The 23,640-nt window shown below is 52.2% G+C and carries 18 protein-coding genes and 1 pseudogene; 16 read left to right on the forward strand and 3 right to left on the reverse strand.

Features of this window, described 5'->3' with window-relative positions:
- Positions 1-136: 136 nt before the first annotated feature.
- The 8 genes from ABV298_RS22995 (at position 137) to ABV298_RS23030 (ending at position 11,010) form a co-directional block, all read left to right on the forward strand.
- The gene (locus ABV298_RS22995) at positions 137-1,774 is read left to right on the forward strand and encodes a TldD/PmbA family protein (protein WP_353718498.1); all 1,638 of its coding nucleotides are present in this window, start codon (positions 137-139) and stop codon (positions 1,772-1,774) included.
- A gap of 203 nt (positions 1,775-1,977) precedes the next feature.
- Entirely contained in the window at positions 1,978-3,315 is a 1,338-nt protein-coding gene (locus tag ABV298_RS23000) for a TldD/PmbA family protein (protein WP_353718499.1), read from the forward strand.
- A gap of 2 nt (positions 3,316-3,317) precedes the next feature.
- Entirely contained in the window at positions 3,318-3,935 is a 618-nt protein-coding gene (locus tag ABV298_RS23005) for a DUF4159 domain-containing protein (RefSeq protein WP_353718500.1), read from the forward strand.
- 52 nt (positions 3,936-3,987) lie between these two features.
- Complete coding sequence (locus tag ABV298_RS23010; protein WP_353718501.1) at positions 3,988-4,986, forward strand: MoxR family ATPase; 999 nt, start codon at positions 3,988-3,990, stop codon at positions 4,984-4,986.
- 137 nt (positions 4,987-5,123) lie between these two features.
- A complete protein-coding gene (locus ABV298_RS23015; protein ID WP_353718502.1) occupies positions 5,124-6,017 on the forward strand; it encodes a DUF58 domain-containing protein in 894 nt (297 codons plus the stop codon).
- Positions 6,017-7,141 carry a BatA domain-containing protein gene (locus ABV298_RS23020; protein ID WP_353718503.1) on the forward strand — a complete coding sequence of 375 codons (1,125 nt, stop codon included), beginning with the start codon at positions 6,017-6,019 and terminating at the stop codon, positions 7,139-7,141. Before ABV298_RS23015 ends, ABV298_RS23020 begins: the two co-directional genes overlap by 1 nt.
- An 89-nt stretch (positions 7,142-7,230) precedes the next feature.
- Positions 7,231-9,336 carry a hypothetical protein gene (locus ABV298_RS23025; RefSeq protein ID WP_353718504.1) on the forward strand — a complete coding sequence of 702 codons (2,106 nt, stop codon included), beginning with the start codon at positions 7,231-7,233 and terminating at the stop codon, positions 9,334-9,336.
- A gap of 36 nt (positions 9,337-9,372) precedes the next feature.
- Positions 9,373-11,010, forward strand: coding sequence for a hypothetical protein (locus ABV298_RS23030; RefSeq protein ID WP_353718505.1), 1,638 nt, complete (start codon positions 9,373-9,375; stop codon positions 11,008-11,010).
- 196 nt (positions 11,011-11,206) lie between these two features.
- On the opposite strand, the gene ABV298_RS23035 is transcribed toward ABV298_RS23030, so the two are convergent.
- The 3 genes and pseudogenes from ABV298_RS23035 to ABV298_RS23045 all read right to left on the reverse strand — a co-directional run bounded on the left by ABV298_RS23035 (position 11,207) and on the right by ABV298_RS23045 (position 16,849).
- Positions 11,207-13,816, reverse strand: coding sequence for an ABC transporter permease (locus tag ABV298_RS23035; protein ID WP_353718506.1), 2,610 nt, complete (start codon positions 13,814-13,816; stop codon positions 11,207-11,209).
- Between the two features lie 53 nt (positions 13,817-13,869).
- Positions 13,870-16,503 (reverse strand): annotated as a pseudogene (locus ABV298_RS23040) (ABC transporter permease).
- Position 16,504: 1 nt separating this feature from the next.
- Positions 16,505-16,849, reverse strand: a complete 345-nt coding sequence (locus ABV298_RS23045; protein WP_353718507.1) for a PadR family transcriptional regulator — start codon at positions 16,847-16,849, stop codon at positions 16,505-16,507.
- Positions 16,850-17,052: 203 nt separating this feature from the next.
- On the opposite strand from ABV298_RS23045, the gene ABV298_RS23050 reads away from it, so the two are divergent.
- From ABV298_RS23050 to ABV298_RS23085, 8 genes are all read left to right on the forward strand, one after another.
- Positions 17,053-17,571 (forward strand): sigma-70 family RNA polymerase sigma factor, encoded by a 519-nt coding sequence (locus ABV298_RS23050; protein WP_353718508.1) that lies wholly within the window; start codon positions 17,053-17,055, stop codon positions 17,569-17,571.
- Positions 17,555-18,325, forward strand: a complete 771-nt coding sequence (locus ABV298_RS23055) for a HEAT repeat domain-containing protein (RefSeq protein ID WP_353718509.1) — start codon at positions 17,555-17,557, stop codon at positions 18,323-18,325. The genes ABV298_RS23050 and ABV298_RS23055 overlap by 17 nt, the downstream gene beginning before the upstream one ends.
- Before the next feature lie 131 nt (positions 18,326-18,456).
- Positions 18,457-18,708 (forward strand): hypothetical protein, encoded by a 252-nt coding sequence (locus ABV298_RS23060; protein WP_353718510.1) that lies wholly within the window; start codon positions 18,457-18,459, stop codon positions 18,706-18,708.
- A 19-nt stretch (positions 18,709-18,727) separates the two neighbouring features.
- On the forward strand, positions 18,728-19,216 hold the full coding sequence (locus tag ABV298_RS23065; RefSeq protein ID WP_353723230.1) for a DUF4097 family beta strand repeat-containing protein: 489 nt from the start codon (positions 18,728-18,730) through the stop codon (positions 19,214-19,216).
- Between the two features lie 53 nt (positions 19,217-19,269).
- Positions 19,270-19,968 carry a hypothetical protein gene (locus ABV298_RS23070; RefSeq protein ID WP_353718511.1) on the forward strand — a complete coding sequence of 233 codons (699 nt, stop codon included), beginning with the start codon at positions 19,270-19,272 and terminating at the stop codon, positions 19,966-19,968.
- A gap of 729 nt (positions 19,969-20,697) precedes the next feature.
- Positions 20,698-20,886: a hypothetical protein gene (locus ABV298_RS23075; protein ID WP_353718512.1), complete on the forward strand. Its 189-nt coding sequence runs from the start codon at positions 20,698-20,700 to the stop codon at positions 20,884-20,886.
- Positions 20,887-21,325: 439 nt separating this feature from the next.
- A complete protein-coding gene (locus tag ABV298_RS23080; protein ID WP_353718513.1) occupies positions 21,326-22,639 on the forward strand; it encodes a HAMP domain-containing sensor histidine kinase in 1,314 nt (437 codons plus the stop codon).
- Between the two features lie 82 nt (positions 22,640-22,721).
- Positions 22,722-23,387: a response regulator transcription factor gene (locus tag ABV298_RS23085; RefSeq protein WP_353718514.1), complete on the forward strand. Its 666-nt coding sequence runs from the start codon at positions 22,722-22,724 to the stop codon at positions 23,385-23,387.
- The last annotated feature ends 253 nt before the right edge of the window (positions 23,388-23,640 follow it).

Here is a 23,640-nt window from a genome sequence, read left to right on the forward strand (position 1 = left end):
CGGTAAACGTAATCCATTTAAACTAATATCCTGCCATCCATAACAGGTGAGTTGAAACTAGTGCAGCCATTCATTAACTTATGAATTGCACTTTTTCGACTCACCTAATCAATTCTATTAGCTAAACATCTACACTTTGAAACGACGAGATTTTATTCAAATCGCCGGGCTCGGGACGGGAGCGTTCATGTTGCCGGGCTTTGCTACCGGCCGACCGGTTTCGCCGGAGGTATTTCTGGTGCCGGGCGCCGACGTGGCCGTCAAAAAGCGGCTCGCCGACGCGGCCCTCAATGCGGCCAGATCCAAGGGAGCGTCGTACGCTGATGTACGCATCGGGCGATACCTCAATCAATACGTCACAACCCGGGAAGACAAGGTCGAAAATATCGTCAATACCGAATCTTACGGCGTCGGCGTGCGGGTAATTGCCAATGGTTGCTGGGGTTTCGCTGCCGTCGTGGATGCCAAGAGCGAAGCGCAGCTGGCGAAAGCGGCAGAAGAGGCAGTTGCGATCGCCAAGGCCAATGCAAAGCTTATGAAGGAGCCCGTGCAGCTTGCACCGCAAAAAGGTTTTGGAGAAGTAACCTGGAAGGCGCCGATAAGGAAGAACGCATTTGAAGTACCTATTAAAGAAAAGGTGGATCTGCTGCTTTCGGTGAACGACGCCGCCATGAAAAACGGTGCCAACTATGTGAATTCGGTCCTGTTTCAGGTGAATGAACAGAAATATTTCGCTTCTACCGACGGCTCCTACATCGATCAGGATATTCACCGTATCTGGCCGCTTTTCAATGTGACGGCCATTGATCCCAAAACAGGCAAGTTTGAAACGCGCCGCTCGCTGAGTGCGCCAATGGGAATGGGTTACGACTATCTGCAGACAAATCCCGCCGATAAAGTCGCCGGCGTTACGACCCGTTACAATAAAGGGTACGACATGCTCGAAGACGCCGCTGCTGCCTCTCGGCAAGCGAAGGAAAAGTTGACCGCGAAATCCGTAGAAGCGGGTAAATACGACCTGATCCTCGATCCCTCGCATTTATGGCTGACGATCCACGAATCGGTAGGGCATCCCCTGGAACTCGACCGGGTGCTGGGTTACGAGGCCAACTTTGCAGGAACGTCCTTCGCCACGCTCGATAAATGGAAGTCTAAAAACTTCCAGTATGGCAGCAAGCAGGTGACGCTGGTGGCCGACAAATTGCAGACGGGCTCGCTCGGAGCCGTCGGCTGGGACGATGAAGGGGTCAATACCAAACAATGGGATCTTGTGAAGGATGGCATTCTTGTAAACTACCAGGCGATCCGCGACCAGGCACATATCATTGGTGAAAAGGAGTCGCATGGCTGCTGCTACGCCGACAGTTGGAGCTCGGTGCAGTTCCAGCGCATGCCGAATGTGTCGCTGGCGGCGGGTAAAACGCCGTTGTCGGTGGAAGAGATGATCAAGGACGTCAAAAAGGGCATTTACATTATCGGCGACGGCTCGTTCTCGATCGATCAGCAGCGTTACAACTTTCAGTTTGGCGGTCAACTGTTTTACGAAATCAAAGACGGGAAGATCGTCGGCATGCTGAAAGATGTGGCCTATCAATCGAATACCCAGGAATTCTGGAACTCGTGCGTGCAGGTGTGCGACGAGCGCGACTACCGCCTCGGTGGTTCGTTTTTCGACGGCAAAGGGCAACCCATGCAATCCAGCGCCGTATCGCACGGCAGTTCGACGGCACGCTTTAACGGGGTGAACGTTATTAACACCGCTAGGAAAATCTAATGATTGACCGGGTCGCCGGTGCAATGACTGAATGATTGAATAATCGTCATTGAGTCAGATGTGGTCGTGAAATTGTCAAGATTCAACCCCTGAACACACTTGACTATACTTGACATTTCATTCACTCATTCCCCGTTCCACGGCGGCTCATTCAATCATTCAGTCATTCGATCATTCAATCATTCAATCATTCAATCATTCAAATGTCCATCATACTAACAGAAGCAGAAGCAAAGGCGCTTTGTCAGAAAGTGCTGGGCTATTCAAAAGCCGATGAATGTGAGGTAAATATCCTGGGCGAGGAGCGGGGGAATCTGCGCTATGCCCGAAACGAAGTATCGACCAGCGGTTCGCTGATCAACCAGAATTTGCAGGTACAATCCGCATTTGGTAAAAAAGTCGGCGTTGCGACAATCGATGAATTCAGCGATGAATCGATTGAAAAGGTGGTCAGAAGGTCGGAAGAACTGGCCCGACTGGCTCCGGAAAACCCGGAGTACGTGGGCATTTTGGAACCCCAGACTTATTTGAAATCGAATGGTTTCTTCGAATCTACGGCCGCTATCGATCCCGCCTACCGTGCGGATGCCGTGGCTAAAAGCCTGGAACTCACGCGCAGCCAAAACATGACTGCCGCCGGTTTTCTCGAGAACCAGAAAGGCTATTCGGCTATGATGAATTCCAAAGGGCTTTTTGCCTATTATCCGAGCACGAGCGTCAATTTCTCGCTCACAGTGCGCACGCCGGACGGTAAAGGCTCTGGTTATGTAGCAAAAGGATATAGCGATGTAACCAAGCTGGATACGGCGGCCGCGACTAAAATCGCTATTCAAAAATCCAAAGGTTCTATCGATGCCAAAGCATTGGAGCCCGGCAAATACACGGTAATCCTCGAACCGACTGCCGCAGCCGTCCTTTTGGAAAACATATTCTTCAACCTCGACGCCCGGAGCGCGGACGAGGGCCGCTCTTTCCTGAGTAAGGCGGGTGGGAAAAGCAAGCTGAACGAAAAGATCGTCGATGAGCGGGTGAATATCTATTCGGACCCGACACACCCGGACTTGCCGGCGTCGCCGTGGGCGGGGGATGGGCAGGCAGCCAACAAGGTCAGCTGGATCGAGAAAGGAGTCGTCAAAAACCTGGTTTATTCGCGGTATTGGGCGCAAAAGAATAATGTAAAACCGGTGCCATTCCCGACGAACCTGATTATGGCGGGCGGTACGGCGACCATGGAAGAGCTGATCAAATCCACGCAGCGTGGAATCCTGGTCACCAAGCTCTGGTACATCCGGGAGGTCGATCCGCAGACGCTCCTGCTTACGGGCCTCACGCGCGACGGTACTTTTTACATTGAAAACGGGGTCATCAAACATCCGATCAAAAACTTCCGTTTTAATGAGAGTCCGGTGATCATGCTCAACAACCTCGAAACGCTCGGTAAACCCGAGCGCGTGGTGAGCACCGAAAGCAACAGTAATTATCTGATCCCGCCGATGAAAATCCGGGAGTTCACATTCTCATCGTTATCTGACGCAGTTTAGTATTGAAACCTTTTTTCTTCACCAGAATCCAATACACCTCCGGTAACTGGGATACCGACCAGCGAATGCCGTCCAATTTACTGCATTCGCTGGTCGAGTACACCACGATACCGGTCGACGAGAAGGAAAAAGTGGTTCAATTGAGCAGTAGCGAAATATTCAAAAGCCCGTTCTGCTACATGAGCGGGCACAAATTGGTGGAATTTTCGGCCCGGGAGCGGGACCATTTTAAACGGTATGTACAAAACGGCGGCTTCGTATTCGTGGACGATTGTAACCACGATATCGACGGCCTTTTTGCCAAATCGTTCGAGCAGGAAATGGCCCGTACATTCGGCCCGAAAGCCTTGCAGAAAATTCCAAACAATCACCCGGTCTACCACAGTTTTTTCAAATTCGACGACGGTCCGCCGACCACTTCTTTCGAGCTGAACGGATGGGGCGACGATCTCGTGCACGATTATCTTAAAGCCATTACTGTCAACGGCAAGATCGGCGTCCTGTACAGCAACAAGGATTACGGCTGCGAATGGGATTACGATTTTCGGAACAAACGGTTCCTCGCGGTAGACAATACACGGTTTGGGGTGAATATTGTGGTGTATGCGTTGATGGGGTGACGGGAAAGGGAGGAAAAAGGAGGTGGGAATATTTACTAACCATTTAATATTATTGACACTACAAGATTTGGAAAACTCGACGACAACTTCTCATTACCGCGCATTGGTTGCAAAATTACCATTACTTAAAGCCGAGATCGCGAAAGTTATCGTTGGCCAGCAGGATGCCATCGAGGAAATCCTGACCGCATTGCTGGCATCCGGGCATTGTTTGCTGGAAGGTGTGCCGGGGCTGGCTAAGACTCTGATGGTCAAGACGATGTCCGAGGCGCTGCATATGAGCTTCCGCCGGATACAATTTACGCCCGACCTGATGCCGGGCGATATTGTGGGAACGGAGATATTGGAAGAAGATCACGAAACCGGCAGGAAGTTCTTCAAATTCAATCGTGGACCGGTATTTGCGAATGTGGTACTGGCCGACGAGATCAACCGGACGCCGCCTAAAACGCAGGCCGCATTGCTGGAAGCCATGCAGGAAAAAAGCGTGACTTATGGTGGCGAAAACTATCCGCTGCCTGATCCGTTCCTGATCATCGCGACGCAAAACCCGATCGAGCAGGCAGGTACTTATCCGCTTCCCGAGGCGCAGCTCGACCGTTTTTTGTTGTACATCAAACTGAGCTATCCCAGCGAAGAGGAGGAGCTGGATGTTCTGAAGACCACGACGGGCATTTTCAAACCCGAAATCGGCCGTATTTTGTCGGATTCCGAAGTGGCTGACCTGCAAAAATTGACGCGGCAGGTGCACATCGCCGATGAATTGCTGGTTCAAATCAATCAGTTGGTGCGGTCCACAAGGCCCGAAACGACCACATCGGAATTTGTGCGTGAATGGTGCGACTGGGGCGCCGGCCCGCGTGCGGGACAGGCGCTTGTGTTATGCGCGAAGGCGCGTGCGGTGCTGCACGAGCGATTTTCGGTGGTTCCAGAGGACGTCCGTACACTGGCATACCCTGTTTTGCGTCACCGAATCGCCATGAATTTCCGGGCGGAAGCCGAAGGGATCACCAGCGATCATGCCATTCAGGAGTTGTTGACGGCGTTGTAACTTCAGGCAGTTTCGCCTGAAATGCGAACCACCCTGCCCCTCGTAGGCATCAGAGATGGTAACAAATGCGATCCAGGCTCCGTCCCAATGAATGCAGTCGGGCATAATGCGTTAGCACCAGGCAATTTATCAAACCAATGCAGAAAACAACCGGATTACTGGCTTCCAGCCTGATCAAGCTGAAAAACCTGCAACTGACCGGGAAACTGGTCAGCGAAGAGCTGATGCTGGGCATTCATTCCAGCAAGCGCTCGGGTATAGGCATCGAGTTCGAACAATACCGCCATTACGAGCCCGGCGATGATCCCAAACGCATTGATTGGAAACTTTTTGCAAGAACGAACAAACATCTTGTACGCGAGTCCTCGACCGAAAGCGACCGGCAGATCCGCTTCGTGCTGGACCTGTCGGGATCGATGAATTATACTGAAAATGGGGTCAGCAGACTGCAATACGCTTGTATACTGCTGGCATCGCTGGCTTATTTATGTTACATTCAGAACGACCAGATGAGTTTGTACGGTTTGAAAGCCGGAAAGGTGGAAACGATCAGCGGAGCGGGATCGGCGTCGTCGGCCAGACAAGCATTTCAAAAGATCCTGGTGGGCCTGGAAAAAGCCTCCGCGGAGGGCCCCTGGACAACGGAGGGGATAGAGGGGTTTGAATTTCGGACTAAAAAGAAGGAACAGTTGATTTTCGTAAGCGACTTCCTGCAAGCGGATGACGAATGGCTTTCCTGGATACGTTCGCTGGCCGGGCCTTACCGGGAGATCGTCGTTTTTCAATTGCTCGGCGACCGGGAAACCGATTTCGACCTGAAAGGTTTTTACCGGTTCCGCGACCTGGAAAGTGCCCGCGAGCTGGAACTGGACGCGGAGTCGGCAGCAACGGCGTTCCGGGCATCGATGCGGTCTTACCTCGCGGATTTGAAAACTGCATTACAGATTCCGCACGTGCATCTGGTCCGTGCGCGCATGAGCGAGCCCATAGCACAGGTATTGAAGGCATTCTTAACCCGGAGAAAAGGCTGATGACATTCTTGCAACCATATATGCTTTGGGGGATACTGGCCGTTGCGATACCCGTCGCAATCCACTTCTGGCACCAGAAGAGAGGCCGGACCATCGAATGGGCTGCCATGCGCTGGCTGGGAGACCCGACTACATTACGGCACCGCGGTCTTCGTTTGAACGAAGTGTGGCTGATGGTGTTACGTTGCTTCCTTGTGGCGCTGCTCGCGCTGATAATCAGCAAACCCGTTTTGGAATGGTTCAAAAACGCCGGCGGACTGGAAACGATCCATCTGGTGCAGCCCGATCGGCTGGTGACGGGTACTTACCGTTTCGAACTTGAAAACGCCTGGCGCGCCGGGGAGAAGGTTTACTGGCTCGGAGCCGCGCCGGAAAAGGCGACCGGTATTTCCCCGATGCAGGCGGTCCCCGCACCGCTAACTTATTTGCAGCAGAATATCAATGCGTTGGCAGGCGGCAGCGGGAAAAATTTTAAGCTCTATTTCAGCAATGATCCCGCATTGGCCGATTTTCCGAAAATTTATATTCCGGGGGAATACCAGCTATTTCCGGTTGCCGATTCCTCCGGAAAAAAGAGAGTTTCACTCCTTGAAAATAACCCTGCGCGTAAAAAGGCGATTCGCGTGCTGCTCGAAAACGGGGATGCGGGTGAAAGACGGACCATCGAAGCAGCATTGGTCGCATTGGCCGGAGTGTACGGCTTTTTGTTTGAAACAGAATATAAAAACAACCCGGCAAGGCATTACGATTGGGTCTTTACCAACAAGCCGGTAACGCACGCCGGGGCGGGAACAAAGTATGTCGTTTCAGGAGCCGCTCCAAAGTGGGACGCCCCGGCTACCGTAATCTTCCTGCCCGACTCGCTGACATTGGCGGATTCCCGGTTCGTCGAGAGCGGGCGGTTTCCGGAATGGCTCGGCGAGTTATTGGTGCGGGACCTGAATTTGCAACCGGATGTCGGTCGTTTGAGTAACAGTCAGTTGTATGCGTTATTTGAAAAAGTGCCTTCGCTGAATGCCGGGAGTGAGGCGGCATTGCGGCCGTGGCTGCTGTTGCTGTTTTTAGGTTTGCTAATAGCCGAGCGCCTGCTGGCACTCCGTAAACCATCAAGGAGCCATGGCTAATCTGAAAAAACTTGTCAGATCGGTGAATACCCATCTCCGGTGGCTGGCCATTTTCAAATGTTTTCTGCTGGGGGGGCGCTTTCTATCTGTTGGCAGCGGCCTTTTTGACCGGCCATCCGTGGCTGCAATTGTTTATTGGCGGCATTGGCTGGTTGATCGGCACATTTGCCGCAAAGGCATTTACCGACAGCAAGCGCATGGCGATTTCGTTGATCCACAGCAGTAATCCGGGCCTGGAATACAGCCTCGACCTGCTCGAAAAGCCCGATCTGAACATTGTAGAGCAAATGCAACTCGAACGGATCGCCTCCAATCCAGTATCGTTTCCGCGCCGTGGCGTGTACAGCGGGATAGGGGCATATCTGGGTGTGTTACTGCTGGCAACAGGCGTTAACTATGGATGGTCTGCATGGCGGGAAACGGGTAAGGGGCCCGATAAGGGAACTTCGCAAGGGCATGTCCGGCGCCCAACTGCGGGGATAACCGTTCCGAAATTCAGCTTTGCCAGTGTCGAAGTAACGCCGCCGGACTACACAGGGCTGCCGGGAAGGCGGTCGTCCGACCTGAACATCAGCTCCGTTATCGGCTCGGCGGTGGAATGGACGGTCCGTTTCGATCGTGAGGAAGGAGTGGCGGTACGCATTGCCAACAGTCGTGGCGAAGAGGTGAATTTGAAGAAAACGCGTGACGGCTTTGCGCATAAAGACCTTATTACAGGCACCGGTTTGTATGCCATCAGAGCTTACTGGAAAGACTCGCTGGTTTACCAGTCGGATTTTTACAAAATGGAAGCGCTGCCCGACCTTGCGCCGCGCATCGAGCCGGCCTCGAAGGAATTGTACCGTTATCATCTTTTGAGTGATCCCAAAACGATCCGTGTTTCGGCCAGCATAGCGGATGATTTTCGGGTGAAGCAGGCGTTTATTGTCGCTACCGTGGCACGGGGTTCGGGAGAAAATGTCAAGTTCAGGGAGGTGAGGATGCCGCTCGTTCCGGCCAACTTTAAGGAAGCCCGTGTTCAGAAAACCATTGATCTGAATGCATTGGATTTCGCACCCGGAGACGAGCTGTATTACTACTGGGCGGCGGTCGATAACCGGGAGCCGGAGGAGAATTTTACCAAGTCGGACACGTATTTCGTGGTATTTAAAGATACCGCAAAAGTTGAAGAGGCCCAGCTGGCGACGATGGCCGTCAATATTATGCCCGAATATTTCAGGAGCCAGCGGCAGATCATTATCGACACGGAAAAGCTTATAGCCAAGCGGAAAAAGCTGAAAGCGAAGGATTTCAATGCGGCTTCCAATGAGATAGGCTTCGATCAGAAAGTACTGCGGCTGCGCTATGGTCAATACCTGGGAGAAGAATTTGAAACCAGCATCGGCGGGGGCGATCATCCTGCTGCCGAGGACGGCGGCAATGTGATCGACGCATTCACGCACCATTCCGACGGGCACGGCGAAGGAGCGGAGGCGCACGTGGGCGAACCCGCAGGCGAACATGCCCATACGCACGCGCACAAACCTCCCGGCGAAAAGGATCCGCTGACGGCACTGATGGAGCAATATACCCACTCCCACGACGACGCGGAAACAAATACGTTTTATGAGCAGTCGACCCGCAGCCTGCTTAAAATGGCCCTGGAACAAATGTGGCAATCGGAACTGCATTTGCGCACCTATCAACCCGAAAAAGCGCTTCCTTTTGAACACAAGGCATTGGAATACCTTAAAACGGCGCAGCAAAAGGCACGGACCTACGTAAAAAAGAGCGGGTACGATCCGCCACCGATTAAGGAAAGGGAAAAGCGACTCACCGGCGAGCTCACGGAAATGGCGTCGAAATGGGATTACACGAAGCGGTTCGACGCGAAACAGACGGCCGACCTGGCCGCGGCATTGCTGGGTTATCTCGAAAAAGGCACGCTTTCCCGGGCCGAACAGGGACGGCTCGCCCGGTTGGGTATGGAGTTGACACAAAGGCTGATAGAAAGCGGTCCTTTCAATGGAGGTTTGCAAAACTGGGATATGATAGCGGCGCTGCAAAAACTAACGGGCGGCCATAAATTAACTGCCCGTGAGACGGTCGTCCTGAAACGCGGTTTGTATGGCCGGGCGGGCGGAACACTGAAAAGCCGGCCGGGCTGGGCAGCGGAGAAGAAGCTGGAAGCCGCATTCTGGAAGGCCTTGCGATAGGCTGATTTAAATGTTTTTGGGAGAATTGAATAACGAATGATCGAAACCGATTTTAACTGGACGGAACCTCTGAATTTGTTGCTGATCTTCGCCATGCTCGCGTTGCTGGCCCTGCAATGCGGTTTGCTCGTTATCCGGCACCGGCATTCGAGCAGGATGGCTATCCGGCTGGTATTGAACGGGTTCCTTTGGCTGGTCGTTTTGGCATGGATATTGGACCCCTGTTTCAAATCGGCTCGCGAAGCGGAAAAGGGCTTGCTGGTCGGCGGAAATGTTCCCCGAAATGTTTTCGACCGGCTTCGCGACAGCCTTCCCGACGCACGCGTACTTTCTCCCGAAGACGTTCGTAATGCGCAGGTCGATACGCTGGTAATAGCGGGCCAGGCATTCGATGAGGCTGTCTTTGCGGCCATCCGGCAGTCGCGGATTGGCCCCGGCCCGCAATGGCTTCCCTATTTCGCTCCCGACGAATTTCATGGCCTTTGGTGGCACGGTTTGTTGGAAAAAGGAGGTTTACAGCGGGTGGAGGGCAGTATCGAATCTTCCCGGAAACAACCGTTGCTAATCCGGTATGCCGATCAAACGCTCGATAGCATAATGTTGAACCCGGGCAACAATCGTTTCCGGCTCGCCTTTCCGGCATTCGGCGAGGGAAGGACGACGATTACCTTGCATTTAAATGACCGGGTAGTCGACACGCTTCGCTTCTTCGTGCAGCCCGAGCGGAAACTCGCCTTTCGTTTTCTCCTCGATCATCCCGATTTTGAAACACGTACCCTCGCCACATGGCTTGGAAAGCAGGGACACTCGGTGCAGTACGATGCCACATTATCCAGAAATATACGGAGCAGCCTGAATATCAACCGGGTAACCGAACCGGATATTATCATTACCAACACGTCGAATGCGAGAAATGCGGTCGTGAGGAAGGTTGTCAATGAAGGAAAGAGTGTGATTTTTATACAATCGGGTGATCCGGTTGCCGGACTTCATGCGATTAACAATGCGTTGGGAACCCGATTTCAGGCCGTCAAAATTTCCAATGAGGCCGTAGTGCCCGTATCGATTGGTCTTACCGCAATGCCTTTCCGGTTTGAGCCGGGGCATTTCATGCAGCATGTGCCGCATTACCCTGTGGCGGTCGGGAAAACGACCGGGAAAGTAGCCGCAAGCTTGCTGAACGAAACATTCCCCTTGCAACTTTCGGGCGATAGCATTACATATGGGAAGGTTTGGAATGAAATCCTCGCATACGTGCGCCCGGCGCCCGTAAACGCGGTCCGTTGGGACGCGCCGGTTTTCAAAAATGTGCCCGTAACGATTCACCTGAACAATTTTGGCATCGTTCCGCCCTTTCTGGCAGTGGGCCGTGATACCGTTTTTACAATGGTTTCGGCTTTGAACGACCGCTCGGCTTCGGCTTCATTGCTGCCCGTGCAGGAGGGTTGGGTGGCGCTCGGCGACTCACTGAGCGCCGAAATGTACGTACAGGATTATTCACCGTTGCGGTATGCTTCACGACTGCGGCATTTTATGCGATCCTCCCCGGAAAATACATTGAAAAAATCGGAAAATGCCGTTACCGGTGCCAGCCGGAAATTGCCCGGCTGGGTTTGGTTTGGCGCATTGGTTCTTTGCCTGGCTGCCGTCTGGATCGAACCTAAACTTCGATGATCAGCGTTTTTCGATGTCTTCCAGGGAAACTTGCCGGGGAAACCGTGCGAAGCGCAGATTTGGTTCATTAAGCGCATAACCGGCCTGCATTGCCTGCCGGGCATTTCCCGCACAGTCGGCCCGATGCTTCGCGAAGACTGCCGGCGATTAGCGCGGGCAGCGGCAGAATGCGGTGCAATTCATTCGGATTGGCAAATTATTCCGATTTTAAAGACTGTGTCGGGTTGGCTAACGCGGCGCGGACAGACTGGAAGCTGATCGTGGCCAGGGTAATGACGGTCATGGCAAGAGCGGCACCCGCAAAAATGCCCGCACCGGTTTGTATGTGGTACGCAAACTGACCGAGCCATCGCTCTGTGAGCCACCACGCCAGCGGACAGGCTATGGCGATCGCAACCGAAACCAGCATTAAAAACTCACGTGAGAGCATGGCTACAACGCTGCCCGTGGTAGCGCCCAGCACTTTCCGTACACCGATTTCTTTACGACGTCGCTCGGCGGTGAATGCGGCCAGGCCGAACAGCCCGAGGCAGGATATCAGGATCGCCAGCGCCGCGAAATAACGGGCAAGCTGCGCTACAAGCTGTTCCGACGCGTATTGGACCTGATAGTCGTAGTCCAGGAACTGGTAGTCGAATGCATAACCGGGGTTAAAATCCCTGTAAAACGCCCGGATCTTCGCGAGCGTGGCAGGTACTTCGCCGGGTCGGATTTTAACCGTAGCCAGCATGGTTTCGTCAGGTGAAAGCCTGAAAATGAATGGCTTGATTTCCTCATGAAAGGAATTGAAATGAAAGTCCCGGGCTACGCCGACGATGTTCCGCGCACGTCCGCCAATCATGATCTGCTTTCCGACGGGATCGGTAATACCCATCCGGCGGATGGCCGTTTCGTTCAGCACCACGGACGCCGTATCGGACCCGAAATCTTTCGAAAAACTCCGGCCGGCAATCATCCGGATGCCAAGCGTCTCGGTAAGGCCGTAGTTGACGGGCATTTGATAAAACCGGATTTCGTCTTTTTGGTTTTTACCGTCCCAGCGCACGCCCGTTGCGGGCAGGAATGCGGGTAATATGATTTTTTGCTGGATACTCGACGCATTCGCGACGCCCGGCAGTGTTCTGAGCCGTTCCAGGAACGCATCGCGTTGCGCCGCCGCGCGTCCCTCCATTTCGAAATACACGATATTGGCCCTTTCGTAGCCCGGATTTTTCGATTGCACGTAGTCGATCTGCTTGTAAACAACGACCACCGAAATGATGAAAATCACCGAAACCGCAAACTGAAACACTACAAGTCCTTTTCTTACCCATAAATCCCCTACGACATGCATTAGTTTGCCTTTCAAAGTAAGCGCCGGGTTGAATCGGGAAAGGTACAGTGCGGGATAACTACCCGCCAGCAGGCCGGTGACCAGCATCATAGCGAGTAATGCGGCTACGAGCTGTGTGTCGGGCTGCAAGGTGAGTTGCTTGCCGGTGATCAGGTTAAACCGCGGCAGCAACAGCCACACGATGCCCAGCGCGATTACCAGCGTGATAAAGCTCATCAGGATCGACTCGCCGAGGAACTGGCAGATCAGCGTTAGCCGGCTCGCTCCCAGTGCTTTCTTGACGCCCACTTCCCTGACCCTCACCGATGCCTTCGCCGTCGACAGGTTCATAAAATTAATACAGGCGATCAGCAGGATAAACGCGGCAATGGCACTGAAAAGCCGGACATATTCGATTCGTCCGCCCGACCGGGCGCCATTTTCGTACTTCCCGTGCAGATAACCGTCGGAATATTTCCGCAGGAACAATGTCGAATTGGCATCGTTGAAACGTTTTTTAGCGTATCCGGCAAGTTTTTGTTCGAGTAAATGCACGTCGGCGTCCGGTCTTAGAACGACATAGTTATGAAACGGCCCGCTGGCGGTGTTAGGCATATTGCTTTGCGGCAGTATCTCGTCCCAGGCACTCAACGGTATCAGCAGGTCGGCTTGCTCGGACGAGTTCGCGGGGAGGTCGCGGAACACCCCGGTTACCTGACATTTGCGGGAAAATGCCTGCCATTTCCATTCGACGAGCCGGTTCATGGCCTGCTGCGGCGACCCGAACAAGCGGCGGGCCATTTGTTCCGAAATGACAACGGAATTTTTGTCGGCCAGAGCGGATTGCGCGCTGCCCCGGACCAACGGGAATGAGAATGCCCGGAAATAATCCGGACCGACGAAATTCCCCGACGCCCCGACCGTCGTGTTCTCCCGTGAAAGACTGAATTTCTGAAACCAGGCAGCGGGTGTCGTGCATACCACCATTTCCACTTCGGGCATGTCCGCCGGGAGGAACTCTTTCAGAATTCCCCCTGTACCTTCGGATGTTACCAGTCGGTCGCCGCCTTTTTCATGGATCATTAACTGATAAAGGCGCGAATCCTTTTCGTGAAATTTGTCGAAAGCCAGCTCGTCGGTCACCCAGAGGTAAATGAGCAAAGCACACACCAATCCTGTTGACAGTCCTACGACATTCAATAATGTAAACTGTATGTTTTTCCTGAAATGGCGCCAGGCGGATATAAAATGGTTTTTCAGCATACCGGTGTTGAGACTGGAATGGTAAGGGTCAGGAGTTCTTTTTAAAAAATAGGGAGTCAGGTGCCTGATCGCCGCAAGGGCATATTCGCATCGTGCCCGTGTGGCGCCTGCCTCATGCACGCGGCGCGCGAAGAGCTCTTCCAGGTTTCCCTGGATGTCTTCCAGAAAGCGCGGGTTCACAAACTTTTCGAGCAGGTAAGCTGCCCAGCGTGGCGGGCGGGGACCGGACATAGCTGAATGGTTTAGAAGTGTAAGTCATGCATCGAACCGACATTTGCGAACAGCTACTCGGAGCGCAGGCTGCGGACAGGGTTCATCATAGCGGCTTTGATCGCCTGGAAACTGACCGTGAATAGCGTAATCAGCAGCGTTCCGAGCCCGGTGAGCGCGAAAAATTACCAGGAAATTGTTGTGCGGTATTCGTATTTCTGCAACCAGCCATCCAGGAAATAATATGCGCCGGGCGAGGCGATCAGGAATGCGATGCAAACCAGAAGCACGAAGTCACGCGAGAGCAGCCCCCATACGTTCATAACCGTCGCGCCGAGCACTTTTCTTACCCCGATTTCCTTCGTTCTCTGCTCGGCGATGAACGAGGCTACGCCAAACAGCCCGAGACAGCTTATCAGGATCGCAAGAACGGAGAAAAATGTGGTTAGCTTGCCAATTCGTTCTTCATCGAAAAATTTCCGGGCGTACAGCTGATCTACAAATTCATATTCGAACGGCGACCCGGGATCGTATTTTTCGAAAACATTTTTGATCTTTTCAATCGACGCGGAAGTACCGGCAGTGGGGTTAAGACGGATATTCACCAGGTTGCCCGATTCATGGGAAAGGCAGAAAAATTGAGGCTGCGCGGGTGCATAAGGTGAATTGACGACCAGGTCTTTGATCACGCCGATGATCTTGTAGGGTTTTTTGAACCAGGTAATCGGCTCGTCGACAGGGTTTTGTAAGCCCATGAACTTAACCGCGGTTTCGTTTACAACCAACGCGACTGAGTCTGTCGCGAATGCACGAGAGAAATCGCGGCCTTGCACGAATTGCCACCCGACGGTTTTGCCGTATTCATAGGAAACCTCGTCGAACGGGAAATCCACCGATTGTTCGGGATCTTTGCCCTTCCATTCAAAACCGCTGGTCGATGACCACGTTTCGGTAGCGGGGCTACCGGATACGGCCATTTCGGCAATGGCGCCGCTGCTTTTCAGCTCATGCCTTACGGCTTCGAAATGCTTATGGATATCGCCTGTCGCCAGGGTAACGGAAATGAGCCCGTCGCGGCTGTAACCCACCGGCCGGTTTTTGGCAAACTGAATTTGCCTGAAAACCACCGCTGTACCGATAATGAGGATGATCGATACCGCGAATTGAACGACAACCAGTACTTTTCGGGGCACCGCGGCAAACCGGCCGGCGCGGAAAGTTCCTTTCAGCACTTTTACCGGTTGAAATGACGATAAATATAAAGCCGGATAACTGCCGGCGATAATAGCCGTAATGATGCTGAAACCGATACCTGCCAGCCAGAACCGGGGTTCTGTCCATGGCATGGCGATTTTCTTGTCGGCGACCTCGTTGAATGACGGCAGGAACAGCGCCACAAGCACGACGGACAGGACGAACGCAAAGCCGGCAACGAGAAAGGATTCTGAAAAAAACTGGATAATCAGCTGGTTACGGACTGACCCGACGGCCTTGCGGATGCCCACTTCCTTTGCCCGCTTTTCGGAGCGCGCGGTGCTCAGGTTCATGAAATTGATACAGGCCAGCATCAGCACGAACACGCCGATAATACCGAACAGCCACACAAATTCGATGCGTCCGCCCGTGCGATGCCCCTCCTTGAATTCGGAATAAAGGTGCCAGTCGCTCATGGGGTTCAGGAACACGTCGGGCTTGTATTTCAGTTGTTCCCTATTGATATTTCGTTTCTTGATGTCCCTGAGCCTCGCCGTCGCCTGGTCGATATCGGCGTTATCGATGAGTTGGACGAATGTCTGATAGGAATTGGGGCGCCAGGGATCTTCCATCGTTTTCAACCAGGGGCTGGCGATGATCATGAGTTGCCAGGGCAGCATGAACGACATTTCCCGGAAAGAGGTGTTATGTGGTAGATCTTCATAAACCCCGGTTACCTTCACATTCAGGTTGTTATCGATTTTCATCGTCTTGTCGACAGGATCGGTGTCGCCGAAAAATGCCTTTGCCACGGATTCCGACAGCATAATGGAATAGGGGTCCTTCAAACCCGCACGCGTGCCGTGTATCATGCGCAAGCTGAGCATTTCGGGCCCGTCGGGTTCGAAATATGCCCCGTTTTTATTGAATTTCCGGTCGCCGGCGGCTAGAATATGCTTGCTCGTCCAGGAAGCCATCACCACGTATTTGTAGTCTGCTCCGTAGTTTTTCCGAATCTCGTCGCCGATAGGGAACGGTACCGACGTTTGAGTGCCTACATGCCCGTTGAAGGTCTGGTGCTGCGATACCTGCGCAATGCGGTCGAAGTTTTTGAAATAGCGGTCGAACGACAGTTCGTCGAAAATCCACAAGCCGATGAGCATTGCCACAGCCATACCCAGGGCGAGCCCGGTGATGTTGATGAAGCTGTAAGCCTTGTTTTTGGCCAGCGTCCGGAGCGAAATTTTAAGGTAGTTTCTGATCATGGCAGGACTGAAAATGTAAGTGGGGGAACAGGTATGGGGTTTGCGTTTCATAAAGTAGGGGCGCACATAACGCGCGGCGGCGAGCAGATAGCGTATGCGCGCATTGCGCAGGCTGCCGCGCGCGACCTGCCGGCCATATACTTCGTGCAGATCGCCCAGAATGTCTTCCAGGAAATGCGGCGCTATAATGACGGTCAGCAGCCGGTCGATCCACCGGGGCGGACGATAGTTTTGCGGGTCCTTTTCCATATTATGAAAAGCTGAGCCGGGGTTGCAGCTTTTCGGCCGGAATGGCCTGCCAGAGTTGCCGGCGGATCTCGTTGATCTCCTGCAATGCACGGTTGCCATAGTTGGTAATCGTAAAAAAACGTTTCCGGCGGCCGCCACGCTCGGCCGTAGCGCCGCCCATCTCCGAGGTCAGAAACCCCTTTTCCTCCAATCGGTACAAGGTGGCATGTACGGCGCTCAGCGAAACCGAGCGGCCCGTGTACTCCTGCACACGTTCCCAGATCGTAACGCCGTAGGCTTCTTCGGTACAGCCCGCAACTACCAGCAGGACGATCTCTTCAAATTCCCCGAGAAAAGTTCTTTTCATAATACGATGCAGCTATTAGTTATAATAATGCAAAACAAATACTTTGCCAAAAACCGAAAATGCCGTTTCCGGTCGATCAGGACATATTTTGAAGGAAGCAGCTTGTCCGAAAGCGGACAGTTTTGTCCGGGGCTGGACGGAGATAAAAATTTTTTCGTAAATCCTGTAACGTTTTCAGCCGCTGGTCGTCTATGCCATTGAATATGGATTTACAAGCCTTCAACCAACGCATTCTTCCCGTGCAGGGGCGCCTGTTCCGGCTGGCGCAGATGTTTCTTCGCAATCGCGAGGAGGCCGAGGATGCCATTCAGGACGTGTTCCTGAGGCTCTGGACCAACCGGCAACAGCTGGAAAGCTACCAGAGTGTGGAGGCGCTGGCCGTGCAGATGACCAAAAACCTCTGTCTCGACCGGCTGAAATCCCATCATAAGCAGAAAACAAGTCGCGACGAGGATATGGTGGCCATGCAGGCAGCGGACGTATCGCCTTACCGCCAGGTGGAGAACAGCGACAGCGCGGGGCTCATGCACCGGCTGATCAGCGAGCTGCCCGAGCAACAGCGGCTGGTACTGCACCTGCGCGACGTGGAGGAGTACACTTTGGAAGAGATCGAAGAGGTAACCGGCCTGAGCAACGTCAACATCCGGACGATCCTTTCGCGGGCAAGGCAGAAGTTGCGTGAGAATTACTTAAAAGCAGAGAATTATGGTACCCGATATTGAAAGGCTACTGGAGAAATACTATGACGGAGAAACGTCGCTGGAAGAGGAACGTGCCCTGAAGCAATTTTTTCAAAGTGGCGACGTGCCCGAGCATTTGCAAAGCTACGCGGCGCAGTTTGGCTACTTTGTTCATGCGCGGAAAGAACAGCCCTCGCTGACTTTCAATCACGAGCTCGCGCTTATGCTCGATCCGCCTAAACAGGGGCCCGTGCGGCGGCTGGGAACGTGGCTATTGCGCATTGCGGCCGGGCTGGCGCTGCTCGTTATCGGTTTCGGGGCGGGCTGGGTATTGCAATCGAAATCGGAGCGCGGTTCGATGGCTTTGGGCGGGAAAGAAACCGAAGAAGTCAGGGAAATGAAAAAGGTGCTGGCATTCGAACAAATGAACAACACTTCTGCCAGCGAACGCATTCAGGCGGTAAACCATAGTTACGATATTCGCGAGGCCGACAGCGATATTACGCAGTTGCTGATCAATACCCTTAACTTCGACCCGAACGTGAATGTACGGCTGGCAGCCTGCCAGGCGTTGACGCACTTTGCCGCCGAAGACGAAGTGAAAGAGGCGCTGATCCGGTCGCTGGCGATCCAGACAGATCCCAATATCCAGATCTCGCTCATCGAAGCGCTCGTGGCGATCAGGGAAAAACGGGCCGTCGACCAGTTTCAGCAGCTGGCCCGAAACCAGGAAGTCCTGGACGTGGTGCGACTCAAAGCTACCGAAGGTGTAAGCAGGCTGAATGCCGACGTTTAACCGCGCCCCGTTTCCCCGCGATGCATTTCCAGGGAACGCAGAGGTCCGGGAAGCGGAATGCCTGGGGCAATGTTGTGCAGGGGTTTCGAGCCCTTTATAAGAGCAAACAATCAATTTTTATATCAAAAACCATGAAAAAAGTACTGTTAATCAGTGCGGGTTTCTTGTGGAGTCTGGGAATGGCGTGTGCGCAAACCCCCGAATACAGAACCAAACTCGCCAATTCGAAAGACAAAAAAGTAGTGCTGGAACTTTCGGCGAGCACGATGAAAATCGAAGGGTATAACGGCGACGAGGTGATCATTCAGGCGTCGTCGGGTTACGAGGCGCCGCCGGAACGGGCGAAGGGACTGGAAGCCGTTGTATTACTCTGCCGTGGATAATTCGGGGATAGGGTTGGCTGTGACACCGGACGCTTCAGGGCTCAGAATCGAGAAGGCTACCCGCAAGCAGATCAAATACACGGTCAAGCTGCCGCGCCAGGTGGCGGTGAAATTTGTGGAAACCAACTGGCAGGGTGGTTCGGGGCTTTCGATCTCGAATATGGACGGCGACCTGGAAATCAAAACCAATAACTCCAATATTAACCTGACCAACATTACCGGTCCTGTTGTTGCTAATACGACCAGCGGCGAGGTAACGGCGGTTTTTTCCAACCTCGCACAGGACAAGCCGACGGCCATTTCGTCCATCAGCGGGGAGATTGACATTACCCTGCCCGCGAATGTCAAATCGAATCTCAAACTGCGGTCGATCAACGGCGAAATGTATACGGATTTCGATCTGGGCGTGAAAAACAACAAGGAAGGAATGGCCAAAGTAGGCGGCGGCGCCAATGTAGATGGCACCATCGGCGGGGGGGGGCGTAGAAATGTCGCTCAAAACCATTAGCAGCAATATTTACGTCCGCAAGCAGAAATAACACCTAACCTGCATCTATTACCATGAAAAAGATTCTGTTCCTGACCATCCTGGGCGCGATGTGTGCGCCTGCTTTTGGCCAAAAGATCATCGATAAAAGTTTGCCTTATGAATCGGGCAAGACCGTGAACCTGAACCTCCGCTTCGGCGACAGCATACGGGTGCGGTACTGGGATAAACCGGAAGTGGCAGTCCATATGTCGGTGAAAATCAATCAAAACAAGCTGAATGACGCATTTGTAGTGACTACCAGCACCACATCCGGGGAGATTGTCCTTAAAACCGACCTGGATAAGGAAAAATTGAAAGGAGGGAAAGGAGAAGACTGTCCGGGCGAAAAAAGCACGTGGCGGAATGACGACGGGAATAACAGCTTCTATGTATGCAGCGACATCAACTACCAGGTAACGCTGCCGCGTAATGCGAAACTGAAACTCGAGACGATCAACGGCAATATCGACATCCAGGGCGCCACCGCAGCCGTAGCCGCGAAAACGATCAGCGGATACGTGGACATGACCTGGCCGAAATCCAGGGGTGCCAATGTGGCTGTGAAGACCATCACCGGCGAAGTGTATTCCGATCTGGACATCGATTTTGGCAATAAAAAAGAGAAAAACCCTATCGTTGGTTACCTGCTGGAAGGCAAGTTCAACGGCGGCGGACCCGAAGTGAGGCTGGAATCGATCAGCAATAATGTGTACCTCCGCAAGAAGGATTAGTAGCCGGAATAGCTACGTTGGGGACGCGGTCTGCTTCGGATCGCGTCCCTTTGTTTTGCGTTCGGGTCAAATAGTGGTTAGGTGGGTGTTTGTGGTCAATCCACCAGAAATTGACAATACCTGACAACAATTGACAACAAATGACAGTACATTCGGCACCGGGTTTTGCCCTTTTTGAAAGTATATGGCTTACCGTTACACGAGGAAAAGTGCCGGAGGGGAATGGGGATAAGCTTGTTGTTCGCTCAAAACCAGTAGTTTAAGATGTATTTCGCCAGGGTGATCTGTGACTGCTTCCACGACCAACTGGATTATCTGTCGCCGCTTCTTCACCGATATATTCCCCAAAGTGTGGCAGGAGTAGGCGGGATGTGCTGCCAGGCCGGTTCGGGTGTGTGGAATTTTTACCTTTTTACAAACGCGGCGGACCAAGAGATGGTTTGACAAACCGCATCGTAAAGGCTATAAATCGCCGGTAGCCGACTTTTGGAGCGGTTTTGTAGTAAAAGTTTAGTGGGTACTGAAGGGATTTGATAGCTCCGGATCGTCTCCCCACGAAGGCCTCATTACACCCTCAAATTCAGTGCACTCACCCCAAAAACCAAAACGGATCAGCCGGAATGGGTTATACTTGCAGCGGGATACAAAAATCACGCACTTGATTGAGTATCAGAATAGTACTTTCTTTGTAAAAACACAAATCCTCTCATGAAGACGCAAAGCAAATATTTGGAAGAGATCAACAGACTTCTGGCTGATTATCTTCTTGAAATTGAAAAATCGGATCTGAAACCTTTGTCCGCGCAGGTTTATCAGGTTCAATCGAAAAATTTTGTCCGGTGGATTAACGGTGAGTTTACACCGGGTGAAGTAAAAAAATCAAAAAAGGCCCAGGACAAGCCCGGAAAACAAGGCTAAACACACACACACGCTGCGGCTGTTACTTACTACGTTCCTCTCTCTCATCATCATCCGGGCCTTCGGGCCAAACCAGGTTATCTGTCAAAATATCCGGATCGACGGCAACAGGCGTTTTGTCCTGCTCTGCTGATTGCCCCTTCGTTTTAAGCACCCATTTTTGAAAAACACCTTCTCGGTAAAACCGGAAGGTGTAAATTATACTCAACGTGTATTAACGTACTTCATACGTTCGCTTTCAGGACGCCTGCACACTCTTCGCTACCGTTCACTTGCAGGAATTTACAAAATTAGCATTGGTACTAAAAAGCCATTGTAGTTTGCCATTGTTTCGCTTGTGGCAATATCTCTACATTGTCTCTTACGTTTTTTAGGTAGATTTGGGTCTTGTCGCTTCGTCTGACCCCGGCGTGGAATGCGATATAGAAAATCTGAATACATGATCCGATCGATTCTGGAATGGCCTGTACGAAAGCAATTGGAATGTGAACCGAGTATTCTTAACCGGGCCCGCATTAAAGCACTTTCCTACGCGCTTCACCTGAAAATTTTTACAACAAGTCTCCTGCTTATTTACTACCTGTTGGAGAATTACCGCTTACAGGCTGCCAGGGCGGCTGTTTTGCTTGTCATAGCGGTCGTTTATTATATCGCGCTTTCGCGCGGTTTTCAATGGCGGAAGGCCGTCCATACTGCTATCGTGATCTTTATGGTCATTATATGGACCAATTTGTATGTGTTCCGGAACGGCCTGGACCTGGTGACGCTGCAATATGTCGTGATTATCATCATCGCCGCCTTCTACGGCCTGGGAAACCGCCTCGGGATTATCTATTCGGTGATCGCCGTGGTGCCTTTCATTTTATATGTGCTGCTGGGGAACCATCTCGGCGCCTACATCGTGTGGGGGCCGCAAGGGTCGGGGCGGATATCGATCGCGATCCTGCTGTTTCAGAACTTTATGATCCTCGTACTGATCAACTACTTCTTCTTCAGCTCGTTCTATGATACGATCAGCGACCTCGATGCACGCCGGGACGAATTGCGTTCGAGCCTCGAGAGCCTGGAAGATTCGCAGAAAAAGCTCGAAACGGAATACGTGCACCAGAAGCACCTGATTGCGAGTATCTCCCATGATATCAAAAGCCCGTTGCGGTTCCTGATGACGACCACGGGGCGTCTCGCGCGTAACCACCCCGACCTTCCCACGGTGAGGGCGATCAGCCAGTCGAGCTACCGTCTCTACCATTTCATGAAAAACCTGCTGGAATACACCGAGTTCCGTTACAAGAATGCGAGCGTTCAGTTCACCTATCTCGACCTGAACGAGATGGTCGACCAGAAGTTTGCTATTTTTACGCAGGATGCCGAGGTGAACGGCAACCGGTTCGTTAACGGCGTTACGCCCGGGGTGATCATTAAAAACAACCCGCAACTGGTCGGCATTATCCTGCACAACCTCATTGACAACGCCAACAAGGCGACCAACGACGGTACCATCAGCGTTACGCACGAAGATTTCCGGGACGAGTTGCACCTGATCATCAGCGACACCGGCCCGGGAATGGACGGCTCGGTGAGTGGCTGGATCAACAGCGGCGACAGGCAGTTGCCTGTTTCGGAAAATGTGGCCCAGAACTTCGGGATGGGGCTATTGATCGTAAAGGAGATCAGTTCGTTGATCCGCGCCCGGTTACATGCGAAGCCTAATATCCCGCACGGAACTTCGGTTCACATTATTTTTTCGAAATAATTGATATGTAGTTAATTTTCTACATAAAATTTTACGTATATTAAACTACTTTTAAAACTGATTTGAAGTAAAAGGTATTTGAATGAAAACAGTTTTGCTAGTAGAAGACCATTCCATTGTGCGAATGGGCGTCAGATTATTAATTGAAGATTTTTTACCCTCGGTAACGGTTATCGAGGCTGCTACATTTAGCGAAACCCTCAAACTTCTTCAATCAAGGTTTTTCGATCTCGTTATCCTGGACATCAAAATTCCGGGAGGCGAAGCGTTCAATATGATCGGCAAGATCCGCGACATTCAGAGTAAGGTCAAAATTCTGGTATTCTCTTCCCAGGACGAGGAATTGTACGCTATACATTATGTTAAAGCCGGAGCCAACGGCTTTCTGCCGAAAGATACTTCGAACGAGGAACTGGAAAAGGCCATCACGTCGGTGCTCGCCGGCGGGACTTACATCAGCAATGTGATCCAGGACCAGCTCGTCAACAACACCCTGCTCGAACGCGAAAGCAAGGAGAGCCCGCTCGAAATCCTTTCGAACCGGGAGCTGGAAATCATGGACATGCTGCTCACGGGAAAATGGACGAAGGACATCGCTATCGACCTCAATATCAAGGAAAGTACCGTATCCACCTATAAAGCGCGGATATTCGAAAAGCTGGAAGTGACCAATATTCTGGAGCTTTTCAAGAAGGTCGAAATCTACAAGCGAAGGAAGGCCGGGTTCGGTAACCCGACGGTGGATTGAAATTGTACGATATTTATGTCGAAATGCTACTAATAGCAGTCGATATATTCGGAAACTACAAATAAATTCAGGCTACTTCCTATTTCACACAAGATATTTATTTTTGTAAATGGAATTCTGACTCTTTCAGGGTTCCTGTCCTCTGTCATTAATAATATTTTGAAGAATGGAAAGATCGGTAAAACTTTCGAAATCTGCTGAATTGCCGTTTCTGGGAGGCGTTGTGATCACTGTGGTAGCGGGGTCGATACTC

Origin of the sequence: Dyadobacter sp. 676 (assembly GCF_040448675.1) — a bacterium.
GTDB lineage: Bacteria > Bacteroidota > Bacteroidia > Cytophagales > Spirosomataceae > Dyadobacter.

Coding starts and splice junctions, on each gene's coding strand:
- ABV298_RS23000 (WP_353718499.1), top strand. CDS start 1,978: ATGTCCATCATACTAACAGAAGCAGAAGCAAAGGCGCTTTGTCAGAAA.
- ABV298_RS23015 (WP_353718502.1), top strand. CDS start 5,124: ATGCAGAAAACAACCGGATTACTGGCTTCCAGCCTGATCAAGCTGAAA.
- ABV298_RS23020 (WP_353718503.1), top strand. CDS start 6,017: ATGACATTCTTGCAACCATATATGCTTTGGGGGATACTGGCCGTTGCG.
- ABV298_RS23030 (WP_353718505.1), top strand. CDS start 9,373: ATGATCGAAACCGATTTTAACTGGACGGAACCTCTGAATTTGTTGCTG.
- ABV298_RS23035 (WP_353718506.1), bottom strand. CDS start 13,816: ATGTCCGGTCCCCGCCCGCCACGCTGGGCAGCTTACCTGCTCGAAAAG.
- ABV298_RS23045 (WP_353718507.1), bottom strand. CDS start 16,849: ATGAAAAGAACTTTTCTCGGGGAATTTGAAGAGATCGTCCTGCTGGTA.
- ABV298_RS23050 (WP_353718508.1), top strand. CDS start 17,053: ATGGATTTACAAGCCTTCAACCAACGCATTCTTCCCGTGCAGGGGCGC.
- ABV298_RS23055 (WP_353718509.1), top strand. CDS start 17,555: ATGGTACCCGATATTGAAAGGCTACTGGAGAAATACTATGACGGAGAA.
- ABV298_RS23060 (WP_353718510.1), top strand. CDS start 18,457: ATGAAAAAAGTACTGTTAATCAGTGCGGGTTTCTTGTGGAGTCTGGGA.
- ABV298_RS23070 (WP_353718511.1), top strand. CDS start 19,270: ATGAAAAAGATTCTGTTCCTGACCATCCTGGGCGCGATGTGTGCGCCT.
- ABV298_RS23080 (WP_353718513.1), top strand. CDS start 21,326: ATGATCCGATCGATTCTGGAATGGCCTGTACGAAAGCAATTGGAATGT.
- ABV298_RS23085 (WP_353718514.1), top strand. CDS start 22,722: ATGAAAACAGTTTTGCTAGTAGAAGACCATTCCATTGTGCGAATGGGC.